Raw genomic sequence first — 26,033 nt, forward strand, 5'->3', positions numbered from 1 at the left:
TCCATTTCTAATACACTCATGAGTTACCAAAAACTGTATACCGCCAAAGCCAGAGCAACCGGCGGTCGTGACGGCCGCGCTATTTCGTCCGATAATGTCATTGACCTTGCCCTAACCACGCCTAAAGAAATGGGCGGTCCGGGTAAGGAAGGCGCCACCAACCCTGAGCAGCTATTCGCCGCTGGCTACGCAGCCTGCTTTGATAGCGCTCTCAACCTCGTAGCTCGTTTTGAGAAGCAGACTATTGCGGGCAGCTCCGTAGCCGCCGATGTCAGTCTGGGCCACGTAGGCGACAAATACGACATTGCCGTAGATCTGCACGTCAATATTCCCGGCTTAGAGCTAGCGCACGCCGAAGACCTGGTGGCCAAAGCGCATCAGATCTGCCCTTACTCCCGTGCTACTCGCGGCAATATTGAAGTAAACCTAACGACGACCACGCACGCCTAAGCGATTGTTACATAAAAAGAGGGCGCAGCCAATTGGCTGCGCCCTCTTTTTATGTGCTGATGTTATGCCCGCAGTTTTCCATTCGGTTCATACTGGAGCACGCGTGTATCCACCAGCTCGCGCAGCAGTTGGGTAACGGTTTCAGCTTGCTGGGGGGCAAATCGGGTGAGTAGCTCGCGCGGGGTCTGGGGGGCTTTTTGCAGCAATTCCACGAGCTGCGTGCGCAAAGCAGGACTGGGGGCAGACGGTTGCTGAGCCTTCTTTTTGGCCAGGCAAAAGTCGCAGACCCGACAAGCAGGGGCGTCCATCTCGCCAAAATATTCCAGCAATAACTGCTGCCGGCACCGGCCCCCAATGCTGTACTGAATGACGGCTTCCGTCTGGTGCTGGGCCAATTCGCGGGCCGCCCGCAGGGCCGGCTGATTCAGCGGGAGCTTGTCTACATCGTGTCGCGGGGTGGTAAACAGGGCCTGGGGGGCATTATGCTGGGGCTGGTACTGCAATATGCCCGAGCGATGCAGAAACAGCAGCAGTTTGCGCACCTCCACCACGCTCAGGCGCAGGTGCTGAGCTAAGCTGTTCTCCGATATTTTCTGAAAGCCCGCAAAGATTTCGCCCCCGTTCATGCGCAGCAAAGACTTAATCAGCTTGTCGTGAGTCGCGTTGGCCACCTGAAACCGGTACAAGTCGTTGTGGTCAATGGGGATGTACACGCGTGCCGGGTTGTTCACCGCTTCGTTTATCTGCACCAAACCTTGCCGCGCTAGCGCCTTCAAGGCATTATGCGCGTCGAGGGCTTTGATGCGGTAGGTTTCAGCAAACTGCTGAATGTCGAAGTCAAACGCCACCAGCTCCCCACCCCCCACAGCCGTGCGCGAGAAGTTGGCCAGGGCCTGATATACGCGGCGCACAGTATCCAGAGGCGGGTGAGCCAGTTCGGCACGGCGGCGCTGCTCGGCCGCCTCATTGGGACCAGCCAGCAGCACGGCAAAGGCGTATTTCTCGTCGCGCCCGGCGCGCCCGGCTTCCTGGTAGTAAGCTTCCAGCGTATCGGGCGCGTCGAGGTGCACGACGAGGCGCACATCAGGCTTGTCGATGCCCATGCCGAAGGCGTTGGTGGCTACTATGACGCGGGTTTTGTTCTGCATCCAGTCCTGCTGGGTGCGGTGGCGCTGCTCGCTGGGCAAACCCGCGTGGTAAGCCGCCGCCGACACTTTGTGGTGCTGCAGAAATGCCGCCGCATCTTCCACCTGCCGGCGCGTGCGCCCGTACACGATGGCCGTTTTGTCGGGACCTACACCGCGCAATACTTCCTGTAAGCGGCGCAGCTTATCCTCGGTTTGCAGGACAGAATATGACAGGTTAGGCCGGGCGAAGCTTTGCTGAAAAACCTGGTGATTAGGCCCAAACCGCAGCCTTTCGATAATGTCCGCTTTTACGGGCTTAGTTGCCGTAGCCGTAAGGGCAATGACCGGCACCTTGGGCAGCAACTCGCGCAACTCGGCAATCTGGAGATAAGGCGGCCGGAAATCGTAGCCCCACTGCGAGAGGCAGTGCGCCTCATCCACGGCCAGCAGGTTCACCTTCATCTTGGCCACCCGCACCCGAAACATCTCCGTCAGCAGCCGCTCCGGCGACACGTACAGAAACTTCACCGGTCCGTACACGCAGTTATCCAGCGTCTGGTCGATTTCCTGGTGGCTCATGCCCGCGTACACCGCTTCCGCCTTTATGCCCCGCGCCCGCAGCTGCTCTACCTGATCTTTCATCAGCGCAATCAGCGGCGACACCACCACGCAAATGCCCTCCCGCGCCAGCGCCGGCACCTGAAAGCACACGCTTTTGCCCCCCCAGTCGGCAACAAGGCTAACGTATCCTGTCCCGCCAGCACCGACCGAATAATATCCTCCTGCAACGGCCGAAACGCCGTGTGGCCCCAGTGCTGGCGCAGCAAGTGCAGGATGTCGTCGGTGGGGAGAGGCATGGTAGGGCAAAGGTAAGGCTGGCCGGGCTAGCCCCAACTCAAACCGCAACTCGTGTTTAGCTAAAGAAGCGTAAGCATTACTGCTTCCATAACAGTCACAATGCTCAAACTCCCGTCTTTAGGTTGACACAAAAAAGTCTCTATTATAGGAGCCGGAGCCATGTATATTAGCCATCGAAAATATTTTGACACTCAGCAAGTCGTATTGGTCATGAGCAAATTGATGGTCGTTCTTGGGTTGGGTTTGATGACGGGCGGGGCGCAGGCCCAATCTGCGGCGGAAGCAGCCGAACCTAAGCAACAATATCTGGCCGAGCAGAAAAGTACGGGTAAGACTTTCGGGGCGTACTTCTACCCCCGGTATAGCCAGCTGTATACCTTAGCGCCGGCGGCTTTCGTAGCCAAGATGGATTCAGCCCGGCGGGTGTTTGATGCCTTGCTCGACCGACATGCTCCGCAACTGGAAGTCCGGTTTGTAGAGGAACAGCGCACAGAAACCCGCTTCTACTTCGACCGCCTGTTGCTCGACTACCCCGATGCTCACCATACCTACACAGGCCAGACGGCGCCTTTGCCGGCGGCCATAACCCGGCGCCTGCGCCGCAACCTAGCCGACTTTGACCAGCCGGCGCTGCTTACCAACAATGATTTTAAGGAGTATTTCAGATCCTACCTGCGGCTGCAAGTGCGGCAGGAGTTGCGCAAGCCCGCCTACGCCCGCCACGATAACAAGTGGCTGCAGGCCACCTGGAAGCTACTGCCGCGGCTCATCCGCAACCAACAGTGTCGGGAATTTTGGCAGCAGCATTATCTGTATGAGCACCTCGACAACCACGGCGTAAAAAACACGGCTGACCTGGTCAGTCGCTTCAATGCCAGCTGTCAAGACACAGCTTATCGCGGTAAGATCAACCGGTTATACGAGCAGGAGCTAGCCGGCCGGCGCAATCACCTGGTGCGCACCTACAAAACCGTAGGGGCGCAGACGCTGGATCTGCACCTCTTTGGAGCAGTACCGAGCGGTACTGGGCAGCCGCGACCGGCCATCGTGTTCTTTCACGGTGGCAGCTGGTCGGAAGGCAAGCCGGACTGGTTTTTTGGAACCTGCGAAGATTTTGCCAAACGCGGCTGGGTGGCCTGCGCCGTAGAATACCGCACGGTGGATCGGCACAACACCCTGCCCTTTGCCGCCGTACGCGACGCCCGCTCAGCCATGCGCTGGCTACGACAGCACGCTGCCGAGTTGGGCCTAGACACGGCGCGCATCGTGGCCACGGGCAACTCAGCCGGCGGGCACCTGGCGGTGGCTACGGCCCTGGCTACCGGCTGCGACGAGCCCACGGATGACGTGCGTTGGAGCCCTCGACCCAACGCGGTAGTAGCCAACGCCGGCGTGTACGACCTTACCACCTCCGGCAATGCTTGGATCAGTAAAGACCTGCCGGACAAAGCTCAGGTCCGCAGCATTTCTCCTCTGCACCTAGTCGGCCCGGGTATGCCCCCCATGCTTCTGCTGCACGGCACCCAAGACGGCAACGTGCCTTTTGCCACCGCCGAGGCTTTCTACCAAGCCGCAACTGCGGCCGGCAACCGCGTCGAGTTGGAGACCTTGCCCAACGCCGGGCATTTCATCTGGTTTGATCCGCGTTTTGGCAAGCAGGTTTACGAACGCCGCAATTCCTACTTGCAATCGTTGGGCTATTGAAGCAGGCCGACGCCAGCAGTAACTGCTAATGTCGTCCGTGTTGGGTCTTTATTAGCCGCAACAGTAAGCCACCAACCAACGCAAAAAAGCCCGGCTCCAAACGGAACCGGGCTTTCTGTATATGTAATGAGTTGAACCTTAAGCAGCAGCCGACTCGCCGTTCTCACGGTCTTCGATGGCCTTGCGCAGCTTAGCCACAGCCTGGGTAGCACGCTCCTCGTCCAGACGGTTGATGTTAAGCAACATCTTGGTCTTCTCCTGGCGCGTAATCACCGGGTGGTTGAGCAGACGGATAATCTCCTCCTTCTGCGCAGCCGTAGCATACGCAATGGCAGGGGCCGGAGCCTCAACAGGCTCAGCAGGTATGGCCTTCATGGGCGTAGCCTCAGCAGCTACAGTGGCGGGAGCAGCAGCAGGGGCTACGGTCAGCGCGGGCTTAGCCTCGGGCTGGTTGCCACCATACTCCATCTCCTCAGCAGGCGTAGGCTCGTAGCCGGCAGCGCGAATGATCCAAGCGAGGATATTGCGGTATGCCTTGCCAATAGCACGCGTCTGCGCCATGCTCATGATGGCAAACTCCTGGTAGAACTTCTTACCCGACTCTTTATTCGAGCATACAGCAAAGCCAGCGCCTACTGTATGACCCGAACGCAGGTCGAACAAAGTTACTTTAGCTTGATATTTCAACTCCGTCTCGGTGCTGACATTGATGACGTGGTCAACGATGGGCACGATGCCCAAGCGCGAGCCAGCGTACTGCCAGCCTTCCACGTTCACAAACTCTTTGCCCTGCACTGTCGTCGTGAGCTTGTTGTCTTTAATGAACTTCGCCAGATCAGTAGCCAAGTGCAACGTCTCATCGGAGCGCGAAATATCGTAGCTCTCAATCTTGCTCTTGCGAGCTTGTTCTTTAACGGGTTTGGTTACTTCGTTCATGGCGGTTTCCATAAGTGTCCTGTAGTACGTTTTGTTATTTGGGTATATAACTAAAGATACGTGCGAATGGTGCAAAAAGCGCGCTTTTTATATGTAATTTTTATCTCTGATTATCAGTAAGTTATGAATTAAATTCCTAAAATTTTTAGAAAACTAAAAAACAGGTACTTCTTAGCTCACTAGCAACGCTTTTGTGAAGTGGCCTGGTTTCAATTTAACAGCATAAAAATGCCCCCAGAAACCATCTGGGGGGCATTTTTATGCTGCTTAAGAGGCGGTCATGCAGCGTGCAGCGAAGCATCTCGCGTGCTGACGTAGGATTACTAATCTTATATCAGCAGGCGAGATGCTTCGCTGCGCGCTGCATGACCGGCTAGAGATAACTATTTAGTAACGAAACTCTACTCCGTGATGTAGCCGTCTTTCATAGTAATAGTCCGGTCGGCCATTTCGGCGAGCTGGTCATTGTGCGTTACAATGACGAAGGTCTGGCCTAGCTCTTTGCGCAGCAGAAAGAAAATCTGGTGCAGTTCCTGGGCGTTCTGCGAATCGAGGTTGCCGCTGGGCTCGTCGGCGAAGATGATTTCGGGCGAGTTGATCAGCGCCCGCGCCACCGCCGTACGCTGCTGCTCCCCACCCGACATTTCGGAAGGCTTGTGGTCGGCGCGGCGCTCCAGATTCAGCATACCGAGCAATTCGCGGGCCCGCACGCGCACTTCCTTTTCGGAGCGACCCGCCAGATACGCTGGCAAGCACACATTTTCCAAGGCCGTGAACTCGGGCAGCAGGTTATGAAACTGGAAGATAAAGCCGATATGGCGGTTGCGAAACCGCGCCAGATCGGAGCGCCCTAAGGAGCTAACCGACTGTCCATCAAACAATACCTCGCCCGTATCCGGATTATCCAAGGTGCCCAGAATGTGCAGCAAGGTACTTTTGCCCGCCCCGACGAACCAACGATGGACACGATTTCCGACTTCTCAATCGTCAGGTCGATGCCCTTGAGCACTTCCAGCGTGTTGTAGCTTTTGCGAATATTGATGGCCTGCAGCAAACGATCAGCGAATTGGGGTGAGCAGTTGGGAACGAACAAAGCTACGGATCAATCGCAGATTATGGCGTCAGATTCAATTCCTTAGCGAGTGAGGCAGCGCTGGGGGGCAAATTCCAGTTCTGCTGCTTTCGTTTTAGCTTCAAGCGGCTTATAATTGGTTGATAATCTGTTTATGCCAAATTCCCTGCTGTTCCGCCGCTGGTGGGCTGTTGTTCCATTGCTAACCATTCTGGGTCTGGTGACTGTGCTGGCGGCTGGCTGGTGGTGGCCACGCACGGCTCCCTCGTACCCAATCACGGCTGCTACGGCGCGGTTTAGCATCTCGGCCAACCTGGCTAACCGGATGCGCGGCGTAAGCTGGGTTGGCAGCGACTCCATTACCGATATTGAGCTGGCGCCGCTGACCCGGCATAATGTTACCTGGATAGCCCAGACGCCCTTTGGCTGGCAGCGCGGTGCCACCTCCCCCACCATTGGCATGAATACGGGCCGCGGCCGCGTGTACTGGGGCGAAAGCGACGCTGGCCTGATTCAAACAGCCCAACTAGCCCGTAAGCGCGGCCAATATATCTTGCTCAAACCTCACCTTTGGGTGCGCGGCGACGGCACCTGGCCCGGCGACATCCGTATGACCTCCGAGGCCGACTGGAAAGCCTGGTTTCAAAGCTACACGACCTTTATACTGCACTACGCGGAGCTAGCCGAGCATCAGAAGCTCGACGGCCTGTGCATCGGAACCGAGCTAGAGCAAACGACTACTGCCGCTCACGAAGCCGAGTGGCGCACCCTGATAAAGCAAATTCGCCAGGTGTACCACGGCCCGCTCACCTATGCCGCCAACTGGAGCGGCGAGTATGAGCATATTCGCTTCTGGGACGCGCTGGACTACATTGGCATTCAGGCTTATTTTCCGCTCACCAAAAACAGCAAGCCTACCAAAGCCGAGCTACTGGCCGGCTGGCAGCCCCACCTGAAGGCCATCGAGCGGGTGCAGAAACGCTTCAGCAAGCCCGTAGTTTTCACCGAAATGGGCTATAAATGCACCCCGGATGCAGCCGTTGAGCCGTGGGTGTGGCCGGATCGCACCGCGGCTTTCCTGCAACTCGATGAAGGCACGCAAGCCGCCTGCTACGCCGCTATGTTCGAGACATTTTGGCCCAAAAGGTGGTTTGGGGGGCTTTTTGTCTGGAAATGGTATCCGAAACTAGCCGCCGACGGCCCCGCCCGGCGTCACGCCGACTTTACGCCCCAGCATAAGCAAGCTGCGCAGGTAATGGCCCAGTGGTTTGGCAAGTAGCTTGGGGATAAGTAGCAACCCGCGTCGCATTTTTGCCTACTTTCGTGCACTGAACACCACCCCATCATCCCATTGAACTGACCTCTATGAACATTCACGAGTATCAGGGTAAAGAAATTCTCAAAAGCTACGGCGTACGCATTCAAGAAGGCGTCGTGGCCGATACGCCCGAGGAAGCCGTAGCCGCCGCCAAGCGCCTGACTGAAGAAACCGGCACCAGCTGGTACGTTATCAAAGCGCAGATTCACGCCGGTGGGCGGGGCAAAGGAGGCGGCGTAAAGCTGGCCAAGAACCTGGAGCAAGTGAAGGACATAGCCGGCCAGATCATTGGCATGCAGCTGGTTACGAAGCAAACGGGTGCCGAAGGTCGCAAAGTGCATAAGGTGCTTATTGCCCAAGACGTGTACTACCCCGGCGACTCAGAGCCCAAAGAATACTACATGAGCGTATTGCTGGATCGCTCAACGGGCCAGAACGTGATTATCTATACCACCGAGGGCGGCATGGACATCGAGGAGGTGGCCGAGCAGCACCCCGAGAAGATTCACCGCGAGCACATTGACCCCCGCGTAGGCTTGCAGGGCTTCCAGGCCCGCAAAATCGCCTTCAACCTCGGCCTCACCGGCGACGCGCAAAAGGAGATGGTGAAGTTCGTAACGGCGCTTTACAAAGCCTACGACGAAACCGACTCGGCCATGTTCGAAATCAACCCCGTGTTGAAGACCTCGGACAACAAGATTTTGGCCGTTGACGCCAAAGTAACCCTCGACGAAAACGCCCTCTACCGCCACAAAGACTTCGCCGCCCTGCGCGACACCAACGAGGAAGACCCGCTGGAAGTAGAAGCCTCCGAGTCGAACCTGAACTATGTGAAGCTCGACGGCAACGTAGGCTGCATGGTGAACGGCGCCGGCCTGGCCATGGCTACCATGGACATCATCAAGCTCAGCGGCGGCGAGCCGGCCAACTTCCTCGACGTAGGGGGTGGGGCCAACGCCCAGACCGTAGAAGCTGGCTTCCGCATCATCCTGAAGGACCCGAACGTGAAGGCCATCCTCATCAACATCTTCGGCGGAATCGTGCGCTGCGACCGGGTTGCGAATGGTGTAGTGGAAGCTTACAAGAACATCGGCGACATTAAGGTGCCCATCATCGTGCGCCTGCAAGGCACCAACGCCGAGGAAGGCGCCCGCATCATCGACGAGTCGGGCCTGAAGGTATTCTCGGCCGTATTGCTGAAGGATGCTGCTCAAAAAGTAAAAGAAGTACTGGCATCCCAGAACGCATAGTGCCACTGCAAATTCAGCAAAAAGCCCCCAGATTCTTTCTGGGGGCTTTTTTATGTGTATTTAATAGATGGGAAAACCAAGCTGTTGCGCTCGTATTTTCAGTTGCGTTGAAGCTTGTTGGTTTTCACTCTCTACTTAGCCGTGTTGGGCTACACCAGCATTTTCGCTAGCTTCTACCGGAATAGCTTTGCCCATCACTCGCAGCTCTACTTCCATATTGCCGCGGGTGCCTACTGAATAAGGACAGATTCTATGCGCCTGACGTACCATCTCAATGGTCTTTTGCTCGTCGAATTTTTTCAAATCGACATCAAGAATAGCGCTCAAGCCATACGCCTCGCCTTCCTGAAACAGGGTTACGGAGCATTTAACTTCACTCTGTGGATCGAGGCGGTCGCCGGCACGCTGGGCTATTACTAGCAGCGCCTGCTGAAAACAGGAAGAATAGCCGGCGGCAAATAGCTCCTCAGGGTTGGTAGCGCCTTTTTTGCCCCCCAGTCCCTCCGGCACAGACATATCCAGATCAATGATGCCCGTGGCGGAGCGTACGTGGCCACTGCGGCCACCAACAGCCGCAGCATCGGCCGTGTAAAGCGTTTTTTTCTCGTTAGTAGACATAAGGTATGAGTTCGGATTGTGTGCTAGAGTTAACTCATTTTCGCGCTCTAAGGTTATACGGCCCCACTGAACTGCGCTAAATGCCCCCACGTTTGGCTAGGCGTATTTTTCTCTCTACTTTTGCCCACCTTCCGGTCACGTCGTACAACGGATAGTATGAGAGTTTCCGAAGCTCTTGATCTAGGTTCGATTCCTAGCGTGACCACTTATAATATTCTAAAAGGCCCTTTGCATTACGTAAAGGGCCTTTTTGTTTTTCACATGAAGTCTTTTTGATGAGAAACCTAGATTTGCTTCGCTATTCTCTGTCTAGTATAGAGCGCCCTGTGGAGCACAGCTTAGGATATAGCGGCGAATAGTAAATCGAGAAGCATTTAGCTATATTACTCGTTCGAAATAATCTCTATCATGAGATTATAAGGTAGGAAAGGGTATCATTTTTGAATTCCGTTCACTCCTTTACTAACTCTGCAAATACCCTCTTGCGCAGCTAACTCATCTTTATAACTTTATGGAAGTACATCTACTTAATACCACCTCAGATTCTCAACCGCTCAGCAATAAATCCAAGCATAAAGCTGTGCTAGCTAGTCAGCATTGGGTTGTGACGGATAATGAGACAGCGCGTAAAGTGAAGTATATTTTCCGCCCAAATGGCGACTTGTTAATCACTCAGATAAAGGCAGGCAAAGGTTCCAATTGATTGCTCCCGGACTTACGGAGCAGACAGTAGGTAGTTAACTCTGCTTGCTGCTTTTGTGTTCGGCTCCCTCTTCCGGCTTTCCTATCTACTTATACTCCGTCTGCGTTCTCAGGCTAAGCCTCTCCGCAACAGTGGCAACATGCTTCTGCTGTTAAGCGCTCTTGCTCAGAGTCACCCGACAATAAAATCATTACCGAAAAAGATGGCAAGGATTAGTTACGCGTTTGTTCAAAAGCCAATTACTTAATAGCATTTTCCGTAAACGTTTAAGTAATCCTATGATGCCACAATGGCTTACTATTCATCTATAAAAGTCTGATATTAAATTATTTACTATAGATTATAAATGTATATTAGCCTTATGAGAGCCACTTCTCATTTGTAACTATACTATTATGGCTACGTGGATAATTGCGCACCAAACTTGGTTGCTGGCCTTAACCGGAATACTGATTTCCATTTTAGGAGTGAATACTATACTGAACAGGTGGCAAGCTATTGTATTGAAGAATCGTAGGGAGACTAGCATCAGTACAATTGGGAGTAATCGACCGGATTTCGATTTAGACAATACTTCCTCTCATACCCCAGAACACTAACTAGATGCTACTAACGCCATTATCGCCACAAGTAATTGAGCCAGTAATAGTGTGACTGTTATTACAAACGAGGAAATATTCGAACTGTATTACACATAATTTCAGTAGCACAGGTTATAACTTATATGCTTATCAGTCAGGTATTTGTATAGCCTGTGCTTGCATAGCTCTTGGAAGCCCAGTAGGGCTTAAACAGTGTGTTATCATATATATAATAAAGCAAATGCAATAATTATTGGTATTGAATTATAACTTTCTTAACTTGGCCTATATTTATAACATTTGTGATTTTTACCGGAATATATGACGGAGTGGTTAATTGAGAATAGAGAATGGTTAGGTACTGCTATTCCTTTCTCTGCTATTATGAGTGCAATTATTTTTTTGCTTTTAAGCAGTAAGGATAAACCTGCAGCTCCTCAACAAGAGCGCAAGGGAATACTGTGCCTTTTATAAGCAATGGTTTGGGATATGCTGTCAGTAATAAGATAGAGTTTCCAATCCTTATGCCTGAGCATAAGCAGATTGCGTTTATAAAATAAGTCGGTATTTGGGAAGTCATGATCCGGCCAAAGACTTGTAGCTAGAGTGGCGTGTGCCTTCTATAGCGAGTTATCCAATCGGGCGCAAATTCGTGCCCTACATATAGCCTAAAAGGCTGCCCCCGTAGTAACGGGGATGAACAATTTAGAGGAGACCAAAGGAAAAGGCAGATAGCACCGGAAGTGGAGTTTCAGCGTCGCATCCATTCCAGTCCCTCAGATAGACCTGATTATTCGCTGGAAGCACTATACGTGTCCGATTGGTGAGCATCACTACTCACTTTTGGCAGGAATAGGAAGAGCCACGCGTACTGTAGTTCCCCGATCGGGATGGGAGTCGAGCGAAAAACGCCCCCCAAGTAGCTCAGCACGGTTGCGAATACTGATAATGCCCATACCTGGGTCGGAAACGACTAATGGAGATTCAGGCATTCCTTGGCCATCATCCTGCACACTAAGAACAATCTGATCATCCTCGTGCTCCACCTGGATGTGTACTTGGTGGGCATTAGCATGCTTGATTGCGTTGCTCAGCAGCTCCTGAACAATGCGGTACACGGACAGCTCCAGGAGTAACGGGCGGGGCTGATCCAGACCAGTCAGATGCAGGTAAACTTTCAGCTTGCTCTGCGGAATATGCTTAACCAGCTCTTGTAGCGCCACCTCTAAGCCAAAGTCTTCTAGGATACCGGGCGTCAGTTGGTGCGAAACATTGCGCGTGGCCTGAATTGCTTCGTTGAGCACTTGCAACACAGCCGGATCGGGGGGGCACGGCCCTCCATTCTCAAGATTAAGCTTGGTCACGTAGAGCAGTTGGCCGACTCCATTGTGTAGTGCCTCAGCGATACGCTTGCGCTCCGCCTCCTGGGCGGCAAATACAGCCCGCACGATGGTTTGCTGGTGCTGACGCTGAAGCTGAACAGCATCGGCAAGCATGCGGTTGCGCTCGGTTATGTCACGAATGGTAATCAGGATACCGGTCACTTCGCTCCTGTCAGTGTTTTTCAGGGGCACATAATATATGTCGTAGCTACCGGGTCGGAGCCTTAAGGTGTGATTAAATAATGTAATGGGCTTCCCCTTAAGGACCTGCTCCAGCACGTTCCTTATCTCGGGCGTTTCGAGGAGATGAGGAAGCACCTCGAAAAACGACCGACCCAACGCCTGCTCTTCCGGCACAGAGGTATACTGGACGGCGTTCTGATTCCATGCAGTCACGCATAGGTTGAGATCTAGCGATACCAGACAGTCAAGGCTGTGGTCAATTACCTGCTTGCTAAAAGCCTTCTCGGCATGTAGTTTTTTCTTCCTCTGCTCCGACTCAGTGATATCAAGGGAGAAGATGACAGCTTCCTGCTTTGCCTTATCGAAATAGCCAAAGTTCTGGTAATACACTTCTTTGCCTTCCCAAACAACATGGCTTATCGTACTAATAGAATGGCCGGCTAAGAGGCGGCGCATGTGCTCGGCCTCATCAGGAAACCCATCAAAAATGCTAGCTCCCTGCAACTCATTATCCTGGATCCCCAAGGGGCGCAAACCTAAACCTATGAGTTCCAGAAATACTCCCGTATGGTCGAGTTTGGTCAACACCACCGGCATATCATGCACTATGTGTTCCAGAAGGCGATTTTTGTAACTTAGCTCCTGTTGGGCCTGGCGATGGGCACTGATATCACGCATTACTCCCAACAGCCGATCCGGTTGACCCTCTCTTTTTTCTATTTCGCCCCGAAACCTGACATAGCGAACCGCATTGTCGGCGCACATCACTCGAAACTCCAGCACTACGGATTGACTAGTTTGTTGCGACTTCGTCAGAACCTCGCCGGCTTGGTCCAAATCTTCGGGGTGCACTTGCCTGACAACTTCGGTGTGCGGCAACGGGCCTGATCCGGGGGCAAACCGAGTAGAGTACGGGCGCGCTCATCAAGTACCACCTCTTTGCTCCCTAAGGTGTACATTACGGTGCCTACACCGGCAGCATCCAACGCCCGCTGCTTGTCTTCCTCGCTCTCACGGCGGCGCTGCTCGGCCATTTTGAGTGGGGTGATATCGCGCCAAACAGCATGCAGGAGCGTGTGCGTGTCCATCTGGACTGGCGTAAGCAGGATTTCTCCCCAAAACTCTTCACCCGTGCTGCGCTGCCCCAGCCACTCGTAGCGGTAGCGTCCCTGCGCCGCAGCCAGGCGGCAGTAGTCGTCGGCGCGCTCGCGGCTGGAATGACCGTCAGGTTGCTTCTGGGGGCAAATTCAGCAACATGGCGGCCCAGAAGCTGTTGCTTATCAGTTTCCCCAACCAGCGCCAGCAATGCCGCATTGCAGTCGACGAAGTGGTTATCCACCAGCAGAAATACGGCATCGCTGCTGTACTCAAACAGCCGGTGAAACTTGTCGGCGGTGGGGTCGGCCGCGGCCGTGGTGTGGGCCGCAGCTTGTTGCAGAGCTTTTATCTGCTTTTGAGCGCGGTGCAGTTCCTGCTGCTGCAAGGCCAGCATGGTTTGATAGAGCAGCTCGGCGGGCGGCTCCGCAGTCAGGTGGGGCACGTCAGTGGCGGTCAGGTGCTGGAGTGCCTGCTGACGCAGCGCACTGATTTCCGAGGCTATGGGAGAAGGAAAGGATCTACTCATGATCAAATCAGCTGGCTGCAGCATGCATGAGGCCATTGCTAGCCGAACGGTTCGTGTATTGGCAAATTTGCCCCCCAGCGCATGATGAGGCTGAAGTAGTAAGCCACTGCCCTGCAGCGTGCTTTCTACACATAAGCGATACTCAATTTGGGGTTTATTTGTAAGCCAAGCAATACTTGAGCAAGCAGGAGTTAGTCCAGCAGGCCGTGCTCAACGGCATATTTGATCAACGCGGCTGTATTTTTTACCTGGGTTTTTTCCAGAATATTCTGGCGGTGTGTTTCCACTGTGCGCCGGCTGACAAACAGCTTTTCCGCAATGGCGTTATTCGTAAGGCCTTCCGCAATGAGCCGCAGAACCTCCAGCTCCCGATACGACAGGCCGTCCACTTTTTTGGTTTCTGCGGAAGCTTCTGGGTGTAAAACCTTTTGCAGCAGCGATAAGCCAATGTCGCTGCACAGAAAGCGCTTGCCACTTGAGACGGCGCGGATAGCCGCGATTATCTCAGCCTGATCCGCGCTTTTGAGAATGTAGCCTGCGGCGCCAGCATCCAGCGCCTGCCCTACGTACCGCTCGTGCGCCAGCATGGTGAGTACCAGCACGCGAATTTCCGGAAACTGCTCCCGCAGCAAAGGCAGCGTGGCGAAGCCATCGAGAACCGGCATTTGCAGGTCCATGAGCACAATATCGGCGGGTGTAGTGGGCAGACGATCAAGAAGTTCCTGCCCATTGCTGGCATCGCCCACGATAAGCAGGCCGGGAACGCCCGTTAGCAGGGCCTTCATGCCGTCGCGAACAAGGGAGTGGTCATCGACCAAGAATAAGCGAATCATGGGAGAACACTTAAGTAAAATTTCGAACCGCACTACTGAGCAGCTAGCTAAGCGGCCCATCTCCCCGCATTTGTATATGAATGTAAGTAATTGCAAATGAGCTAAAAAACAATTCTGAGCGGGGAGGTATTCAAAAGCTGGAAAGGGCTAAAATAAATTTAAAAAAGCCCCCCATTTATTTTTTATCAGAGTATAAGGCACTACAAATCGTACAAGTCCAAAACCACACTACCGGCTCTTTGCTCCACAATTATATAGGATCCTACTATATAGTATCAATGTATTCTATACTAATTAACTTATGACCGCTATTTTATCTGATCGATTATCGGCCGCTTTTCGCTTAACTGACCGGCTTTGGCACCTGCGCGGCGACGATGCCCTGCTCATGGCCGTTGACCGGGGCGGCGTACCTATTGGCTCGGTGCTGGCCCGGCTGCTGGGTTTTCCGCTGGAGTTCTTGTCGGAAACGGAGGATCGGATTGGTGAATTACCGGAGGAAAACGCCGAGGTGGCAGAGCCAGCCAACGTGGAAGACAAGCCATCGGCCCGCATGGGCCAGACGCTGATTGTAGTAGACGATGGCACGGCCGCCGAGACGCGACTGGCTGCGGCCCTGCGTATTGCCCGCTCCCGCCAGCCCGCCCTGCTGGTATTAGCACTGCCGGCAGCGCTGCCCGCCACTACGGCTCGCCTGCGCACCATGGCCGATGCCGTGATATACCTGCAAAGCCCCCCACATGCCAAAGCGGTGGAGGAATGCTATGAGAAGCTGCCCCCGGTAACCGATGCGGAGGTAGCGGAAGCAATGCGCGCAGCCAACCCGTAAAGCTCTGAAGTAGCGGCTGTTTTCTATCCACCACTTCGGCTACCAAATCTAGCGCTGTAGCTTGCGCAGCGCCAGCAGGCATAAGGCTACGGAGCCCGCCACCCGAATCTGGCCGCTGAGAATCATACTTTCTACCTGCCCGAGGGGAACTGTCAGCACTTCAATGTTTTCGGTCGGGTCGAGCTGTTGGGTGGCTACAAGGCGTGCGTTGCGGGCCAGAAAAAAGGAAATAGTGTTCGTGTCTTTGGTGGGGTTATCACTGACTTCCAACAATAACTCTACCTCGTCGGACGTGTAGCCGGTTTCTTCCAGCAGCTCGCGCCGGGCTGCCTCCTGGGGGCTTTTTCGCCTTCGTCTATCACGCCGCCCGGCAGCTCAACGAGTATCTGGCCGAAGCCATGCTTGTACTGGCGAACCAATACAACCTGCTCGTCTTCGGTCAGGGCAAATACCAGCACCACATTGGCCCGAACGCTCACAAAATAATCGTCGAGCTGTTGCCCGTCGGGCAGCTCCACATGGTCGCGACGAACTTTATACCACGGATGATCGAAGACCAGCTCAGATTTGAGCGTCTTCCAGGGCTCTATTTTTTTGGTCATGCTGTGTCTGGCAGAAATCAGAAGGCAAGGTACTAAACGCCCCCGCAGCGGGAACAAGCACCCGCGTTTACAGCTGTGCAGACAACATCCGGCAGACGCGTTTTGGCTTGGGTATTAGAACAGTGACTGGTATCTGGGTATCTTGTAAAATATTGTAGCTGCTATTCGCTTGGCTGATTATGCGTGTCAACACGAAGCTGTTACTACTACCTACATCAAAATAGCTTCTTTCAACGGTGAACAGTTCTGCCCAATATTTCCACAATGCCGCCGCGGCCATTACCTATCACGCGCCGGGCTATATACGGGTTACCTGGCAGCCAACGGCCGTATCAGTGGCCGATTTGCAGGCGATTTATGAACATATACTGCGCGCCCTGCGCCATTACGGCTCTACTCAACTAATGAGTGTGCACGGGCAGCGGCCACCGATGCCGCCGCAAGTGCAGGAGTGGCTCACGACGCAGTGGGTACCGCGGGCCATTGCAGAAGCGGGCTACGACAAATGTGCCGTGGTAGAAGCCGAAGCGCCTCTAAGCCGGCTCGCAGCCCGCTCCGTTGGTACGGGCCTCACCCAAACGCTACGCTACAACTACTTCTCAACGGTGCAGGAAGCGGCTGAGTGGCTCCAGATAAAATAGCGAACTATTTGCCCCCAGGCTTTTCCCACTGTCCTCGCTCGCCATTTGGCCCCGATGATAAACGTACTGGGTGGCGCTGGCCATCAGTGGCTGGCTGCTTAAAGTAAAATAGGCATTCTCGGTGCGGGTACGAAACGAGAGGATAGACGCCGTTGTCTGCTGGCCTACCCACTCCTCCCCCAGCGGACCACTGCTTGGCGGGCCGTAGAGCCGAACAAATTCCTGGCGTAGGCCGGCTATGGCCTCAGTGCCAGTGACAAGCAAGTCGATGCGGTAAAGGTGCTCGTCGAAAAAGCGGTAGTGAATCTGGCGGAGCGGATAGCTTAGGTACAGCAGCTCTTCCTGCTCGCGGGCATACGTGGCTACGCGGGGGTCATGCAGGGCCGATACGAGAACCAGCCCTCTCAGCTCAGCTACTTTCTGTCCAAACCGGTCTTCGCGGAAGCCATTCTGCTGATCAAGGTAACGCGTGCTGCCGACCATTACTTTTAACTGATATTGAGCTAGGATTGACAGTCTTGCCAGGGCAAATATATAATTTTTATGGGCTGCTGCAAATGTTGCTTCATTCAAGTCAGGTAGCTGGCCCATTGATTTAAAAGATTCTAAAACAGCGTCGAAATCTACTTAATAGCACTCTTCGGCTATCAGCACCGAGAGCTTACAGGATATGCGGCGGCTTTAATCAGCTGCTGAGCTTGCTTCTAAAATCCAATATTGCTGCGTTATCGTATAGTAAAGCAATTCCGACCATTTCTTAATTTAATTGTAATGAAAAAGTCATTGTTGACTACCCTCGCTTTCGCCTTTACCATAGGCATGAGCACGCCGGCCCTGGCCCAAACCACTACTAAAACCAAGTCGGACGCCGACAAGATTAAAACCAAGGAAGACGGCAACATGTCGAAGACCAAGATGGCCGACGACGGAAAGATGAAAATGAAAGGCAAGACGGCTGCCGGCGACAAAATGAAAGCCAAAGGCAAGCCCGGCAAAGCCGCTGAAACGATGGTAAATGCCGCCGACCTACCCATGAGCAGCGCCGAAGGCGTGATGGTGGGCGGCGCGATGATGGTGCCCAGCAAAGACATCGTCGATAACGCCGTGATGTCGTCGGAGCACAGCACGCTGGTAGCGGCCGTGAAGGCGGCTGGCTTGGTGGAAACGCTGAAAAGCGCCGGACCCTTTACCGTATTTGCTCCCACCAATGCCGCCTTTGAAAAGCTGCCCGCTGGCACGGTGAATACGCTGGTAATGCCCGAAAACAAAGCCAAGCTCACGACTATCCTGACTTACCACGTGGTGCCCGGCGCCGTGCGCGCCGCCGACCTGCAAAACGGCCAGACCTTAACTACCGTGCAGGGCGAAACTCTCACAGTGATGAAAAACGGCAGCAGCGTGATGCTAAAAGACGCAAAAGGCGGCATGGCTACCGTTACCACCGCCGATGTTATTTCGAGCAACGGCGTAACCCACGTTATCGACAGCGTGCTGATGCCAGCAAAGTAAGCTGCTGCTCAGCAATAAAAAGCCCCCCGGAGCAGTGTCTGGGGGGCTTTTTTATGAACCGCTCGGTTGGTGGTACGCAGCGGCAGGTTAGGCTTTTAGTACCGCGATTCTGGCCTGATCGTTTGGGCTGGCCTTGTGTCGAACAAAATATTTTTGCGGGCGGCAACAGTTGTTGAGTAAGCGTTTTGCGTAGAAAGAGAACAGTGCCCAGAAGGGCCATCAACCACTACCAACTTATGAAAGACTCTTCGAAAAAAGCCCCCAGAACCCCGACGAGCAGCATCCACGTCGCAGTACCCAAAACCAACCGGCCACTGCGGCTGATCCAAATGCCTCGTTTCCAGGCACCGGTGATGAGCACCGACCCGGCGAAAACCTTTACACGCTGCCTGAGATGCAGGAGCCGCAGCCCCGCAACCCAGCGGAGCCACAGTCTAAATCGGCCGCTGAACCTGCCACCGAAATGTCGATGCTGGACCGCGAAACCCACGGCCAGCTTCTTGATGAGCCCGCTGCGGACGGTAAATCGGGCATCAGCGACAGCGTCATCAACCCAGTCATTGCGCAGTCGAGTCGCCTCGAAGACAACAACCGCGACCAGTAAACGGATTTTCTTATTGCTGAAATAACGCCCACGGGCGGCGCGAACTATACCATTCGCGCCGCCCGTGGGCGTTATTTCGATACTAAGTCTTCGTATTCAGCCTGATTACGCTTCACGAAGGCTTCCACAAAATGGCAGCTGGTCAGCACCTTAAAGTTCTGGTCGCGGGCGTAGTTTAGGGCTGTGCGGGCCATTTCTTCGCCCACTCCCTGCCCGCGCAGATTTTCATCCACGAACGTATGCGTGAAGTCTATGGTGTCGGCGGCGGGCAGGCTGTAAGCCAGCTCGGCTTCGTAGCCATGAACGGTGGCGTAGAAGGATTGATCTTCCTGATTATGAATGACGGAAACGGCCATGTGATTGGAAATTTTAAAGGGAAAAATACTGTATGGCCACCGCTCGCGGGCGGGGCAACTTGTTATTCCCTACGCGGCCGGGGCCAAATGGGTGGAATTTTGTTGACCCTTCAACCCCGCTTTTGCGTACTAGCCAACTAGTTGCCTGACAGAAAACGTCTTGCTACATCTTCACACCTCACTCCACCTCTTCTATGAAAACACAAGCAGATAAGCCAGCTACGGATGATAACAACAACCGCCCGTTGGCCGAAAATGAGAAAATAGGCGCCAAGTTGGCCAATAAGCCCGTTGGTCAGCGGTCAACCCAGAATTCGGATACGCCTAACTACGGCGATTTTGGTCATGCTCCCCTTTCCGATGAAGAAATGAACGGTCCGGTAGCTGCGGGCACCAACCATGGCGCCGCCGCATCGAGCACGCCAGCCCCCGACCAACGCGGCGCGGCACCTCAAAACCTGAACAATGAGGCCGTGCGCACTACCATGAACGACGAATCGGACGACCGGCGCGAGGCCGCCAAGCTCGACGATCCGCGCTACGGCAGCGGCACCCGCAACTGGGAAACCGCCGAGCCCGCCAACCGCACCACGCAAGCTGACATTGATACGGACGAGGAATATCGCCCGGCCTCCAGCTAAGCTGACGCCAGTTTCCCGAGAAAAGCCGGGTGTCGCGTGGTGCGAGGCCTGGCTTTTTCGTTCACTTTGAAACCAAGCCCCCATGAAAACACCCGAAGAACAAGCCAGCAACCAAAAGATTAATCCCGCCGCCACTCAGCCCACCGAGGCGCCCCGCGTGGATGCTGCCTCCGATGAAAGCGCCGGCTCGGCCGCCATGCTGGACGCCGCCACCCACGGCCAGGTGCTGGATGGCACCACTCCCGACGAGGACACTTCCGACATGACGGATGAGCGCATGAACCCCGGTGCTGATCAGGCATCGGCTGAGGACGATAGCTAGAGTATAAAGTCTGTATTGCACAAAAGCCCCCAGCATATTTTGGGGGCTTTTTTTATGCGCTTTGGGAATGGTTTAGCAAATCAGCTCTGGCTTACTGCGTAGTCCACTCCGCCCAAACAAACGAGCCTACTGAGCTGAGGCTTTTGATGAAGGCGAAGTACTGGTATACTTGCACCGATTACGACTGCCCCCAACGCGCTGCGTTTGTTGCAGCGCATTGGGGTCCGCGGGTTGCGCACTTTCTTTTCACGCCCATGCCAACACTATCTACCCTTACGGCCGCTCACTGGCCTTCTGTAGAAGCGATTTATAAGCAAGGAATTGCCACCGGGAACGCCACGTTCGAAACCCAAAGCCCGAGCTGGGAAACCTGGAATGCGGGACATCTGGCGCACTCCCGTCTGGTAGCTACCGATGCCGACGGCAACGTGCTGGGCTGGGCGGCTCTGTCGCCGGTGTCGGGGCGGTGCGTGTACGGGGGCGTGGCGGAGGTGAGCGTGTATGTAGCCGATGCCGCCCGTGGGCAGGGTGTTGGCCGGCAGCTGCTGGGCGCGCTGATAGCGGAGTCAGAGAGGAACGGTATCTGGACCTTGCAGGCAAGTATTTTCCCCGAGAATACGGTCAGCATTCGTTTGCACGAAACCCACGGCTTCCGGATGATGGGTCGGCGCGAGCGCATTGGTCAGCTGGCCGGCGTGTGGCGCGACACGGTGCTGCTGGAGCGCCGCAGCACGGTGGTGGGGGCTTAATACTGTATTCCGATTTCTTTATACTTACTTGCCCCGCCGCTGAACGCGCCTGCTTATCCAAAAAGCCCCCAAGTGGCCCATTGCCATCGGTAAGGTATCCTGAGGGCAGCGGCGGCGTATAGCAATAGATACCTTAGCCTCCTTAATCAGCCGCTATGCCTGCTCCTCTCCTACTGCTCACCGATTTTACGCCCGCCGCCGACCTCGCCCTGACCTACGCCGCCGCTATTGCCGCTGAGTTGCAGGCGCCCATCGTGCTGCTGCACGTACGCCGCACGTCCCTGCTCGATCCGGAAGCTTTAAGCGGTCGCATTCCGCACCGGAGTGAGGGCGAAATTGCTACGGAACTAAGCAGTCGTACGGCCGGGCTAACGGTACCCGTCACGGTCGACATTTCCAACGACCTGCTGGAAGACGCGGTGGCGGCGGCCGTAGCCCAGCATCAGCCCCAGCTTATCGTGCTGGGTCGCCCCGATTATAACAAGCCCGATGAGCTCATCGATACAACCTCGCTGAACCTGCTGCGCCATACGCCCGTGCCCCTGTTGGTAGTGCCTATTACGTCTCCAGCCAGGCCAAATCTGGGCCGCGTAACCATTGGAGCCGATAATCAGCCCTTTTCCCTGAGCCCGCAGATAGTAGCGTTTGGTCAGAATCTGCTGAGCGCCTTCAACGCCGCTATAAACGTTGCGCACGTGGTGGAGCCCGAAGACGACGACAACTCCTCGCTCGCTTGTCAGCAAGTAGAGAACAGCGGGCTAACGGCTGGTTTTCAGCGCGTCACGATGCGTGGGCAGCGCCACTTGCGCCCCGTGGAGGGTATTTTGGCGGCGGTAGAAGAGGATGACGCGGGCTTGCTGATTCTCATTGCAAGGCGGCACAGCATTCTGCAACGGATGTTTTACCAAAGCGTATCGGCGCGAGTGGTACGACATAGTCAGGGCCCGGTGCTGGTATTGCCGGCTCAGCCTTAGGCTTCAGCCAGAACAGACGACTTTTTGACCGTAAGAAAGGGCGGTGTTTTCGCGGAAGCAGTTTGCGTCAATTTTCAACTAATGCAAGGCGGAAGAGAAGCAAGGTTTTGCGTCTCTACCGCCTTCTGGTAGCCAATAATAACACGTAGGCTGCTTACCAACGCCAGCCCAGCTGCACGCCGCTGTACCAGTTGCGGCCGGGCGCGGGCTGAAAATAGCGCTGTCCGAAAGCGTTCAGGTCGTTGCCGAGGCTGTAGCGCCGGTCGGTGGCATTTTCGAGGCCCGCGAAGATGTCGGCTTCCAATTTGCCCCCCAGCACCCGCCGCCAGCCCGCGCGCGTGGCAAACGTCCAGTAGCCGGCGGCGTACACGGTGTTGGCGTCGTTGAGCGGAATCCGGGCTTGATGGCTGAGTGTGGGCTGCAAGTAAAAACCAAGCTTCTGATTGAAATCGAGGCCGGCGGAGAGCGTGTGTGGGGCGGTGCCGGTGAGGCGGTTGCCGCTGTAGTCCTGGTCGCCCTGCTGATAGTCGCGGAAGCGAAAATGGTTGTAGGCGTAGCTGGCCCAGGCGCGCAGGCTATTGGGCAAGATGTTAGCCGAAGGAGTGAAAGTGCCCCTCGCTAAAGACCCCAATACAGGACGCAACAACCAGCCGCTCACGGCAGCCTCTACACCGCGCTGGCGCGTAGAACCGGAGTTAAAAAACACGTTTACGCCCGCATCCGTGGTGCGCGTAACAATGGTTTGCTTCAAGCGGAAATCAAACAGGGCCACGTCGAAAACTAGGCGATTATTGAACAGATTACCTCGCGTACCTAGCTCGTAGCTGCTGCCGCGCTCGGCTTCCAGGTTTCTATTCAGACTACCATCGGAAGGTCGAATCTCTTCCTCGCTGGGGGGCGAAAATCCGCTGCTCACGCTGGCATAGGCGGATATCTGGGAGGTAATTTCCTTGAGCAGCGCCACCCGCGGCGACACCACCGGCTGAAAGTTGCGCCGAAACGCAAAGCTATCCGGCCGCGCCGCCGCATCCGACACCCGCGCAATGCGGTAGCGCAACCCGTTCAGACTGGCGCCCGCCGTAAGCAGAAAATTTGCGGGCAGTTCCCAGTCGGCCTGCGCGAAACCGAAGCCCACGCTGGTACTGATTTCATCATCGTAGCGTAAGGGGCCGGGCGTGCCGCGGCGGTTTTGGTAGTTGCGTGCGTTTTCGAAGCTATTTTGAAATTCGCCCCCTGCGCTTAGCCGCAACAAGCGGCCCGCCAGCGCGGCGCGGTAGCCGAACACGGATCGCCCACCCCAGCCCAGCGAAGTATTGCGCTCCAGATCAACCAGAAACGGCGTTTTGATGGTGGTGCCCGAGGCGTAGAGTGTCGTCTTGTTCGACCAGCGGCTTGTGAACTGATAATCGTGGGTTACGCCCAGCAGCGCCGTCCGCGACGCGTAGCCCGCCCGCTGATCTACGGTGCCAAGCTGAGTGCCCACGGTTGGCCGGGCCTGGCGTGGGTTCTGCTCAAACTGCGCTCTGGTCAGGCTGCCAGGAATCTGATAATCCAGATCAGTATAGAGGGCGCTTACGCTTACAGTGCGCTGCTCCGAGGGGGCAAATTCACCGTCCAGAGTCAGCACATCACGGCGCAGGGCGCTATTCTGGCGGTAGCCATCAAGAGTTTGACGCGTGTATTGGGCACGCAAACTGGCTTTAGCCGAGCCGGTTTCGGCCGCTACTGAGTAGCGCCGGAGCCCGAAGCTGCCCGCCGTGAAGCCGGCCTGCACCCGCGCCTCGTCGGGCGCGGGCCGACGGGTATTGAGCAATATGGCGCCGCCCGTTCCGGCTCCGTACACGCTGCCCGCCGGCCCTTTTATTACCTCAATACGCCCAATAGAAGCCGGATCGAGCAAGTTGAGCGGACTGCTGCCGCTGGCTTCAGTGAAAGGAATATCATTGTAGTAAAGCTTCACGTTGCGCACCCCAAACGGGGAGCGAAGGGTGCTACCGCGTACGCTAAGGCGGTAGCTGGCCGTGGCCCGCTCCTCCAGCCGCACGCCCGGCAGCGTGTTCACGGCTTGGGTCAGGGAGGTTTGATTGAAGCGGTCGATAACAGTGGCGTCGAGCACGCTCACGCCGGCCGCCGTGCGCCGCAGCGGCAGGTTCTGGCCGTAGCCGACCACCGTGGCCTCGGGCAAGCGCACGGTGCGGGCGGTGTCGGGGGTCTGGGCGCGAGAAGGAAGCTGAAGCAGCAAGAGCAGCGGCAGGAGCTGGCAGTAACGAAGAAGCATTGGGGAAGTGTAGCGTAACCCTTGCCCGAACGGGAAACCAGCGACACAGGTTGGTAAAAAAGCCCCCAGACTGATTTATACCGTTCATATATTCCCTCATTACGCTGAGCAGGCTTCCTTTTACCGGATTTCTGATTTTTGATTACTCCCTATGAAGTCCAAGCCCCCTGCTCCTGTCATCGTTTTCATCACGGGTGCTTTCGTGACGACTAGCTGCTGGGATCAGTAGAAACTGTTTTTCGAAGGTGAGGGCTACACATGCTATGCCCTGCCCTGGCCCCACAAGGATGCCCCGGCAGCGGCGCTACGCCGCCAGCATCCGCACTCGCCCATCGCGCAAAACGGCCTGCACGACGTGCTGAAGGTATACACGGATTGCATTGCTCAGCTACCAGCCAAGCCTATCGTTATCGGGCACTCCTACGGCGGGCTCATCGTGCAGCTTTTGTTGCAGCAGGATGCGGCGGAGGCGGGTGTGGCCATTGAGTCGGCACCGCCGCTGGGCGTGGTGGCGCTGAGCTGGACGCTGGTGCGCTCGGTGCTGCCCATGCTGGGTTTGTTTTCCTCCTCCAAAACCACCTTTCTGCCCAGCTTTACGCAGTGGCAGTACGCTATTGCCAATGGCCTGCCGCTAGCCGATCAAGAGTCCTCCTATGAACGCCTAGTGGCCCCGGAATCGAAGAAAGTAATTCGGGAGGCTCTTAGCCTGCGGGCTCGCGTTGATTTTCGCCGGCCGCACGCGCCGCTACTGTTTCTGGCCGGCGGCACCGACCGAATTATGCCCCCCGCGTTCAACCGCGCCAACTTCCAGCGCTACCGCCATGCGCAGTCCGTCACCGACTACCACGAGCTGCCCGGCCGGTGCCACGCCATGCTGGGCCAATCTACCTGGCGGGAAGACGCAACGTTTGTGCTGCGCTGGCTAAGTAAGATGGAATTGGCCACAGTCACTTTCCGGGCTTAGAAACGGGTATACGCATCTACAAAACTGCGGTATCTCGCGTGCTGATGCTAGAATAGTAACTGTCATGCAGAGCGGCAGCGAAGCATCTCGCGTGCTGACGAAGGATTAGTAATCAGTCGTCAGCACGCGAGATGCTTCGCTGCCGCTCTGCATGACCGCCTTTATCAAAACTAGCTTAGGAATATTGGCTTATTCTTACCTTACATCACCTCACGCACCATCTTCACTCATGCTTTACATCCCGCGCCGCCACCGTCGTAAACTGCTGCTTCCGCCGGGCCTGCTGGCGCTGGCGTTTCTGCTGTTGCTGGGGTGCGGAGTGATTGCGCCCATTGTGAAAGAACGCACTAAGGCGATTTTACAAATGACAACACCTGTACTTCCTCCGGCGGATGAATATGAGAGAAAATACTGGGTATCTACTCAAGAGCTAGTGAACATGCGAAGATGGATAAACTTTGAAATAACTGGCAACTCGCTTTTGGATTGGTTTAACTGGCAACAGGCTCAGCATAATATACTGAATTTGCACAATTCATCAGACTCAATTAGTGGCACAAGAATCTATTTTCGTCAGAGTGCTAAATATGAGTACATGATAAGAGCTCTTTCTTATCTAAATGAAATTGGTGTAAGAAAGTATGTATTAGATATGCGTACGCCTGTTACAACATTATATGCATTAGAAGTACCCCAAAGAGGCGTTTTATTCACTTGTGGAACCGATACAGGTGAAGTTTTTGATCTTACTACACATTTCAAGGAAGCGTTTGACAAACTAATGCTCAAATACAATCTGCAATTGGCAGATTTGTCCTCTTGGTTTATCGCAGGATTAGCACTTGTGATAATGTCAATTAGAAAGCTAGCCGCGTCAGCTTTTTCGTAACATAACCTTATACAGTTGAGTTGAATAGAACGACCT

Annotated in this window: 24 protein-coding genes, 1 tRNA gene and 3 pseudogenes; 15 read left to right on the forward strand and 13 right to left on the reverse strand. The window is 55.0% G+C overall.

Annotated elements, in window-relative coordinates; genetic code table 11:
• Positions 1–18 precede the first annotated feature (18 nt).
• The gene (locus H9L05_RS00880; RefSeq protein WP_187732642.1) at positions 19–450 is read left to right on the forward strand and encodes an organic hydroperoxide resistance protein; all 432 of its coding nucleotides are present in this window, start codon (positions 19–21) and stop codon (positions 448–450) included.
• Between the two features lie 62 nt (positions 451–512).
• On the opposite strand, the gene H9L05_RS00885 is transcribed toward H9L05_RS00880, so the two are convergent.
• Positions 513–2,288, reverse strand: a complete 1,776-nt coding sequence (locus tag H9L05_RS00885) for a RecQ family ATP-dependent DNA helicase (protein ID WP_223284652.1) — start codon at positions 2,286–2,288, stop codon at positions 513–515.
• Entirely contained in the window at positions 2,228–2,434 is a 207-nt protein-coding gene (locus tag H9L05_RS22865; protein ID WP_223284653.1) for a hypothetical protein, read from the reverse strand. The genes H9L05_RS00885 and H9L05_RS22865 overlap by 61 nt, the downstream gene beginning before the upstream one ends.
• A 211-nt stretch (positions 2,435–2,645) precedes the next feature.
• Between H9L05_RS22865 and H9L05_RS00890 the strand changes: the two genes are divergently transcribed.
• Positions 2,646–4,139 carry an alpha/beta hydrolase gene (locus H9L05_RS00890; protein WP_187732643.1) on the forward strand — a complete coding sequence of 498 codons (1,494 nt, stop codon included), beginning with the start codon at positions 2,646–2,648 and terminating at the stop codon, positions 4,137–4,139.
• Positions 4,140–4,277: 138 nt separating this feature from the next.
• Here H9L05_RS00890 and H9L05_RS00895 read toward each other — a convergent pair whose 3' ends face one another.
• The gene (locus H9L05_RS00895; RefSeq protein ID WP_223284654.1) at positions 4,278–5,087 is read right to left on the reverse strand and encodes a hypothetical protein; all 810 of its coding nucleotides are present in this window, start codon (positions 5,085–5,087) and stop codon (positions 4,278–4,280) included.
• A gap of 389 nt (positions 5,088–5,476) precedes the next feature.
• Positions 5,477–6,129 (reverse strand): annotated as a pseudogene (locus tag H9L05_RS00900) (ABC transporter ATP-binding protein).
• Positions 6,130–6,301: 172 nt separating this feature from the next.
• Here H9L05_RS00900 and H9L05_RS00905 point away from each other — a divergent pair.
• Positions 6,302–7,426, forward strand: coding sequence for a glycoside hydrolase family 113 (locus tag H9L05_RS00905; protein WP_187732644.1), 1,125 nt, complete (start codon positions 6,302–6,304; stop codon positions 7,424–7,426).
• 86 nt (positions 7,427–7,512) lie between these two features.
• Complete coding sequence (sucC, locus tag H9L05_RS00910; RefSeq protein WP_187732645.1) at positions 7,513–8,715, forward strand: ADP-forming succinate--CoA ligase subunit beta; 1,203 nt, start codon at positions 7,513–7,515, stop codon at positions 8,713–8,715.
• Between the two features lie 135 nt (positions 8,716–8,850).
• On the opposite strand, the gene H9L05_RS00915 is transcribed toward sucC, so the two are convergent.
• Positions 8,851–9,333, reverse strand: a complete 483-nt coding sequence (locus H9L05_RS00915; RefSeq protein WP_187732646.1) for an Ohr family peroxiredoxin — start codon at positions 9,331–9,333, stop codon at positions 8,851–8,853.
• A 133-nt stretch (positions 9,334–9,466) separates the two neighbouring features.
• On the opposite strand from H9L05_RS00915, the gene H9L05_RS00920 reads away from it, so the two are divergent.
• Positions 9,467–9,538 (forward strand) — tRNA-Arg (locus tag H9L05_RS00920).
• Positions 9,539–11,450: 1,912 nt separating this feature from the next.
• Here H9L05_RS00920 and H9L05_RS00925 read toward each other — a convergent pair.
• The 4 genes and pseudogenes from H9L05_RS00925 to H9L05_RS00935 form a co-directional block, all read right to left on the reverse strand.
• Positions 11,451–13,061: a sensor histidine kinase gene (locus tag H9L05_RS00925; protein ID WP_187732647.1), complete on the reverse strand. Its 1,611-nt coding sequence runs from the start codon at positions 13,059–13,061 to the stop codon at positions 11,451–11,453.
• Positions 12,995–13,429 carry a PAS domain S-box protein gene (locus tag H9L05_RS26625; RefSeq protein ID WP_394368479.1) on the reverse strand — a complete coding sequence of 145 codons (435 nt, stop codon included), beginning with the start codon at positions 13,427–13,429 and terminating at the stop codon, positions 12,995–12,997. Before H9L05_RS26625 ends, H9L05_RS00925 begins: the two co-directional genes overlap by 67 nt.
• Positions 13,429–13,842: pseudogene (locus tag H9L05_RS26630) on the reverse strand (PAS domain-containing protein); the annotation flags it as partial. The pseudogene H9L05_RS26630 and the gene H9L05_RS26625, both read right to left, overlap by 1 nt.
• 155 nt (positions 13,843–13,997) lie before the next feature.
• A complete protein-coding gene (locus H9L05_RS00935) occupies positions 13,998–14,639 on the reverse strand; it encodes a response regulator (protein WP_187732649.1) in 642 nt (213 codons plus the stop codon).
• 301 nt (positions 14,640–14,940) lie between these two features.
• On the opposite strand from H9L05_RS00935, the gene H9L05_RS00940 reads away from it, so the two are divergent.
• Positions 14,941–15,468 carry a phosphoribosyltransferase family protein gene (locus H9L05_RS00940; RefSeq protein WP_187732650.1) on the forward strand — a complete coding sequence of 176 codons (528 nt, stop codon included), beginning with the start codon at positions 14,941–14,943 and terminating at the stop codon, positions 15,466–15,468.
• A gap of 48 nt (positions 15,469–15,516) precedes the next feature.
• Here the strand turns inward: H9L05_RS00940 and H9L05_RS26635 are convergent.
• Positions 15,517–16,070 (reverse strand): annotated as a pseudogene (locus H9L05_RS26635) (NUDIX hydrolase).
• Positions 16,071–16,306: 236 nt separating this feature from the next.
• Here H9L05_RS26635 and H9L05_RS00950 point away from each other — a divergent pair.
• Positions 16,307–16,711 (forward strand): hypothetical protein, encoded by a 405-nt coding sequence (locus H9L05_RS00950; RefSeq protein WP_187732651.1) that lies wholly within the window; start codon positions 16,307–16,309, stop codon positions 16,709–16,711.
• On the opposite strand, the gene H9L05_RS00955 is transcribed toward H9L05_RS00950, so the two are convergent.
• Positions 16,670–17,194, reverse strand: coding sequence for a hypothetical protein (locus tag H9L05_RS00955; RefSeq protein ID WP_187732652.1), 525 nt, complete (start codon positions 17,192–17,194; stop codon positions 16,670–16,672). The genes H9L05_RS00950 and H9L05_RS00955 overlap by 42 nt on opposite strands.
• A gap of 525 nt (positions 17,195–17,719) precedes the next feature.
• Between H9L05_RS00955 and H9L05_RS00960 the strand changes: the two genes are divergently transcribed.
• Complete coding sequence (locus H9L05_RS00960; RefSeq protein ID WP_223284881.1) at positions 17,720–18,220, forward strand: fasciclin domain-containing protein; 501 nt, start codon at positions 17,720–17,722, stop codon at positions 18,218–18,220.
• 394 nt (positions 18,221–18,614) lie between these two features.
• The gene (locus tag H9L05_RS00965; protein ID WP_187732654.1) at positions 18,615–18,824 is read left to right on the forward strand and encodes a hypothetical protein; all 210 of its coding nucleotides are present in this window, start codon (positions 18,615–18,617) and stop codon (positions 18,822–18,824) included.
• Positions 18,825–18,895: 71 nt separating this feature from the next.
• Here the strand turns inward: H9L05_RS00965 and H9L05_RS00970 are convergent, their stop codons facing one another.
• A complete protein-coding gene (locus tag H9L05_RS00970; RefSeq protein WP_187732655.1) occupies positions 18,896–19,180 on the reverse strand; it encodes a GNAT family N-acetyltransferase in 285 nt (94 codons plus the stop codon).
• Between the two features lie 194 nt (positions 19,181–19,374).
• Between H9L05_RS00970 and H9L05_RS00975 the strand changes: the two genes are divergently transcribed.
• The 4 genes from H9L05_RS00975 to H9L05_RS00990 all read left to right on the forward strand — a co-directional run bounded on the left by H9L05_RS00975 (position 19,375) and on the right by H9L05_RS00990 (position 21,866).
• Positions 19,375–19,821, forward strand: a complete 447-nt coding sequence (locus tag H9L05_RS00975; RefSeq protein ID WP_187732656.1) for a hypothetical protein — start codon at positions 19,375–19,377, stop codon at positions 19,819–19,821.
• Between the two features lie 82 nt (positions 19,822–19,903).
• A complete protein-coding gene (locus H9L05_RS00980) occupies positions 19,904–20,143 on the forward strand; it encodes a hypothetical protein (RefSeq protein WP_187732657.1) in 240 nt (79 codons plus the stop codon).
• A gap of 254 nt (positions 20,144–20,397) precedes the next feature.
• A complete protein-coding gene (locus H9L05_RS00985) occupies positions 20,398–20,892 on the forward strand; it encodes a GNAT family N-acetyltransferase (RefSeq protein WP_187732658.1) in 495 nt (164 codons plus the stop codon).
• A 155-nt stretch (positions 20,893–21,047) separates the two neighbouring features.
• On the forward strand, positions 21,048–21,866 hold the full coding sequence (locus H9L05_RS00990) for a universal stress protein (RefSeq protein WP_187732659.1): 819 nt from the start codon (positions 21,048–21,050) through the stop codon (positions 21,864–21,866).
• A gap of 154 nt (positions 21,867–22,020) precedes the next feature.
• On the opposite strand, the gene H9L05_RS00995 is transcribed toward H9L05_RS00990, so the two are convergent.
• A complete protein-coding gene (locus H9L05_RS00995) occupies positions 22,021–24,144 on the reverse strand; it encodes a TonB-dependent receptor family protein (protein WP_187732660.1) in 2,124 nt (707 codons plus the stop codon).
• 232 nt (positions 24,145–24,376) lie between these two features.
• On the opposite strand from H9L05_RS00995, the gene H9L05_RS01000 reads away from it, so the two are divergent.
• Together H9L05_RS01000 and H9L05_RS01005 are read left to right on the forward strand one after the other, a co-directional pair.
• Positions 24,377–25,108, forward strand: coding sequence for an alpha/beta hydrolase (locus tag H9L05_RS01000; protein WP_187734152.1), 732 nt, complete (start codon positions 24,377–24,379; stop codon positions 25,106–25,108).
• 151 nt (positions 25,109–25,259) lie between these two features.
• Positions 25,260–25,997: a hypothetical protein gene (locus H9L05_RS01005; protein WP_187732661.1), complete on the forward strand. Its 738-nt coding sequence runs from the start codon at positions 25,260–25,262 to the stop codon at positions 25,995–25,997.
• Positions 25,998–26,033 lie beyond the last annotated feature (36 nt).

It is taken from the genome of Hymenobacter qilianensis, assembly GCF_014489555.1.
Classification (GTDB): Bacteria; Bacteroidota; Bacteroidia; order Cytophagales; family Hymenobacteraceae; genus Hymenobacter; species Hymenobacter qilianensis.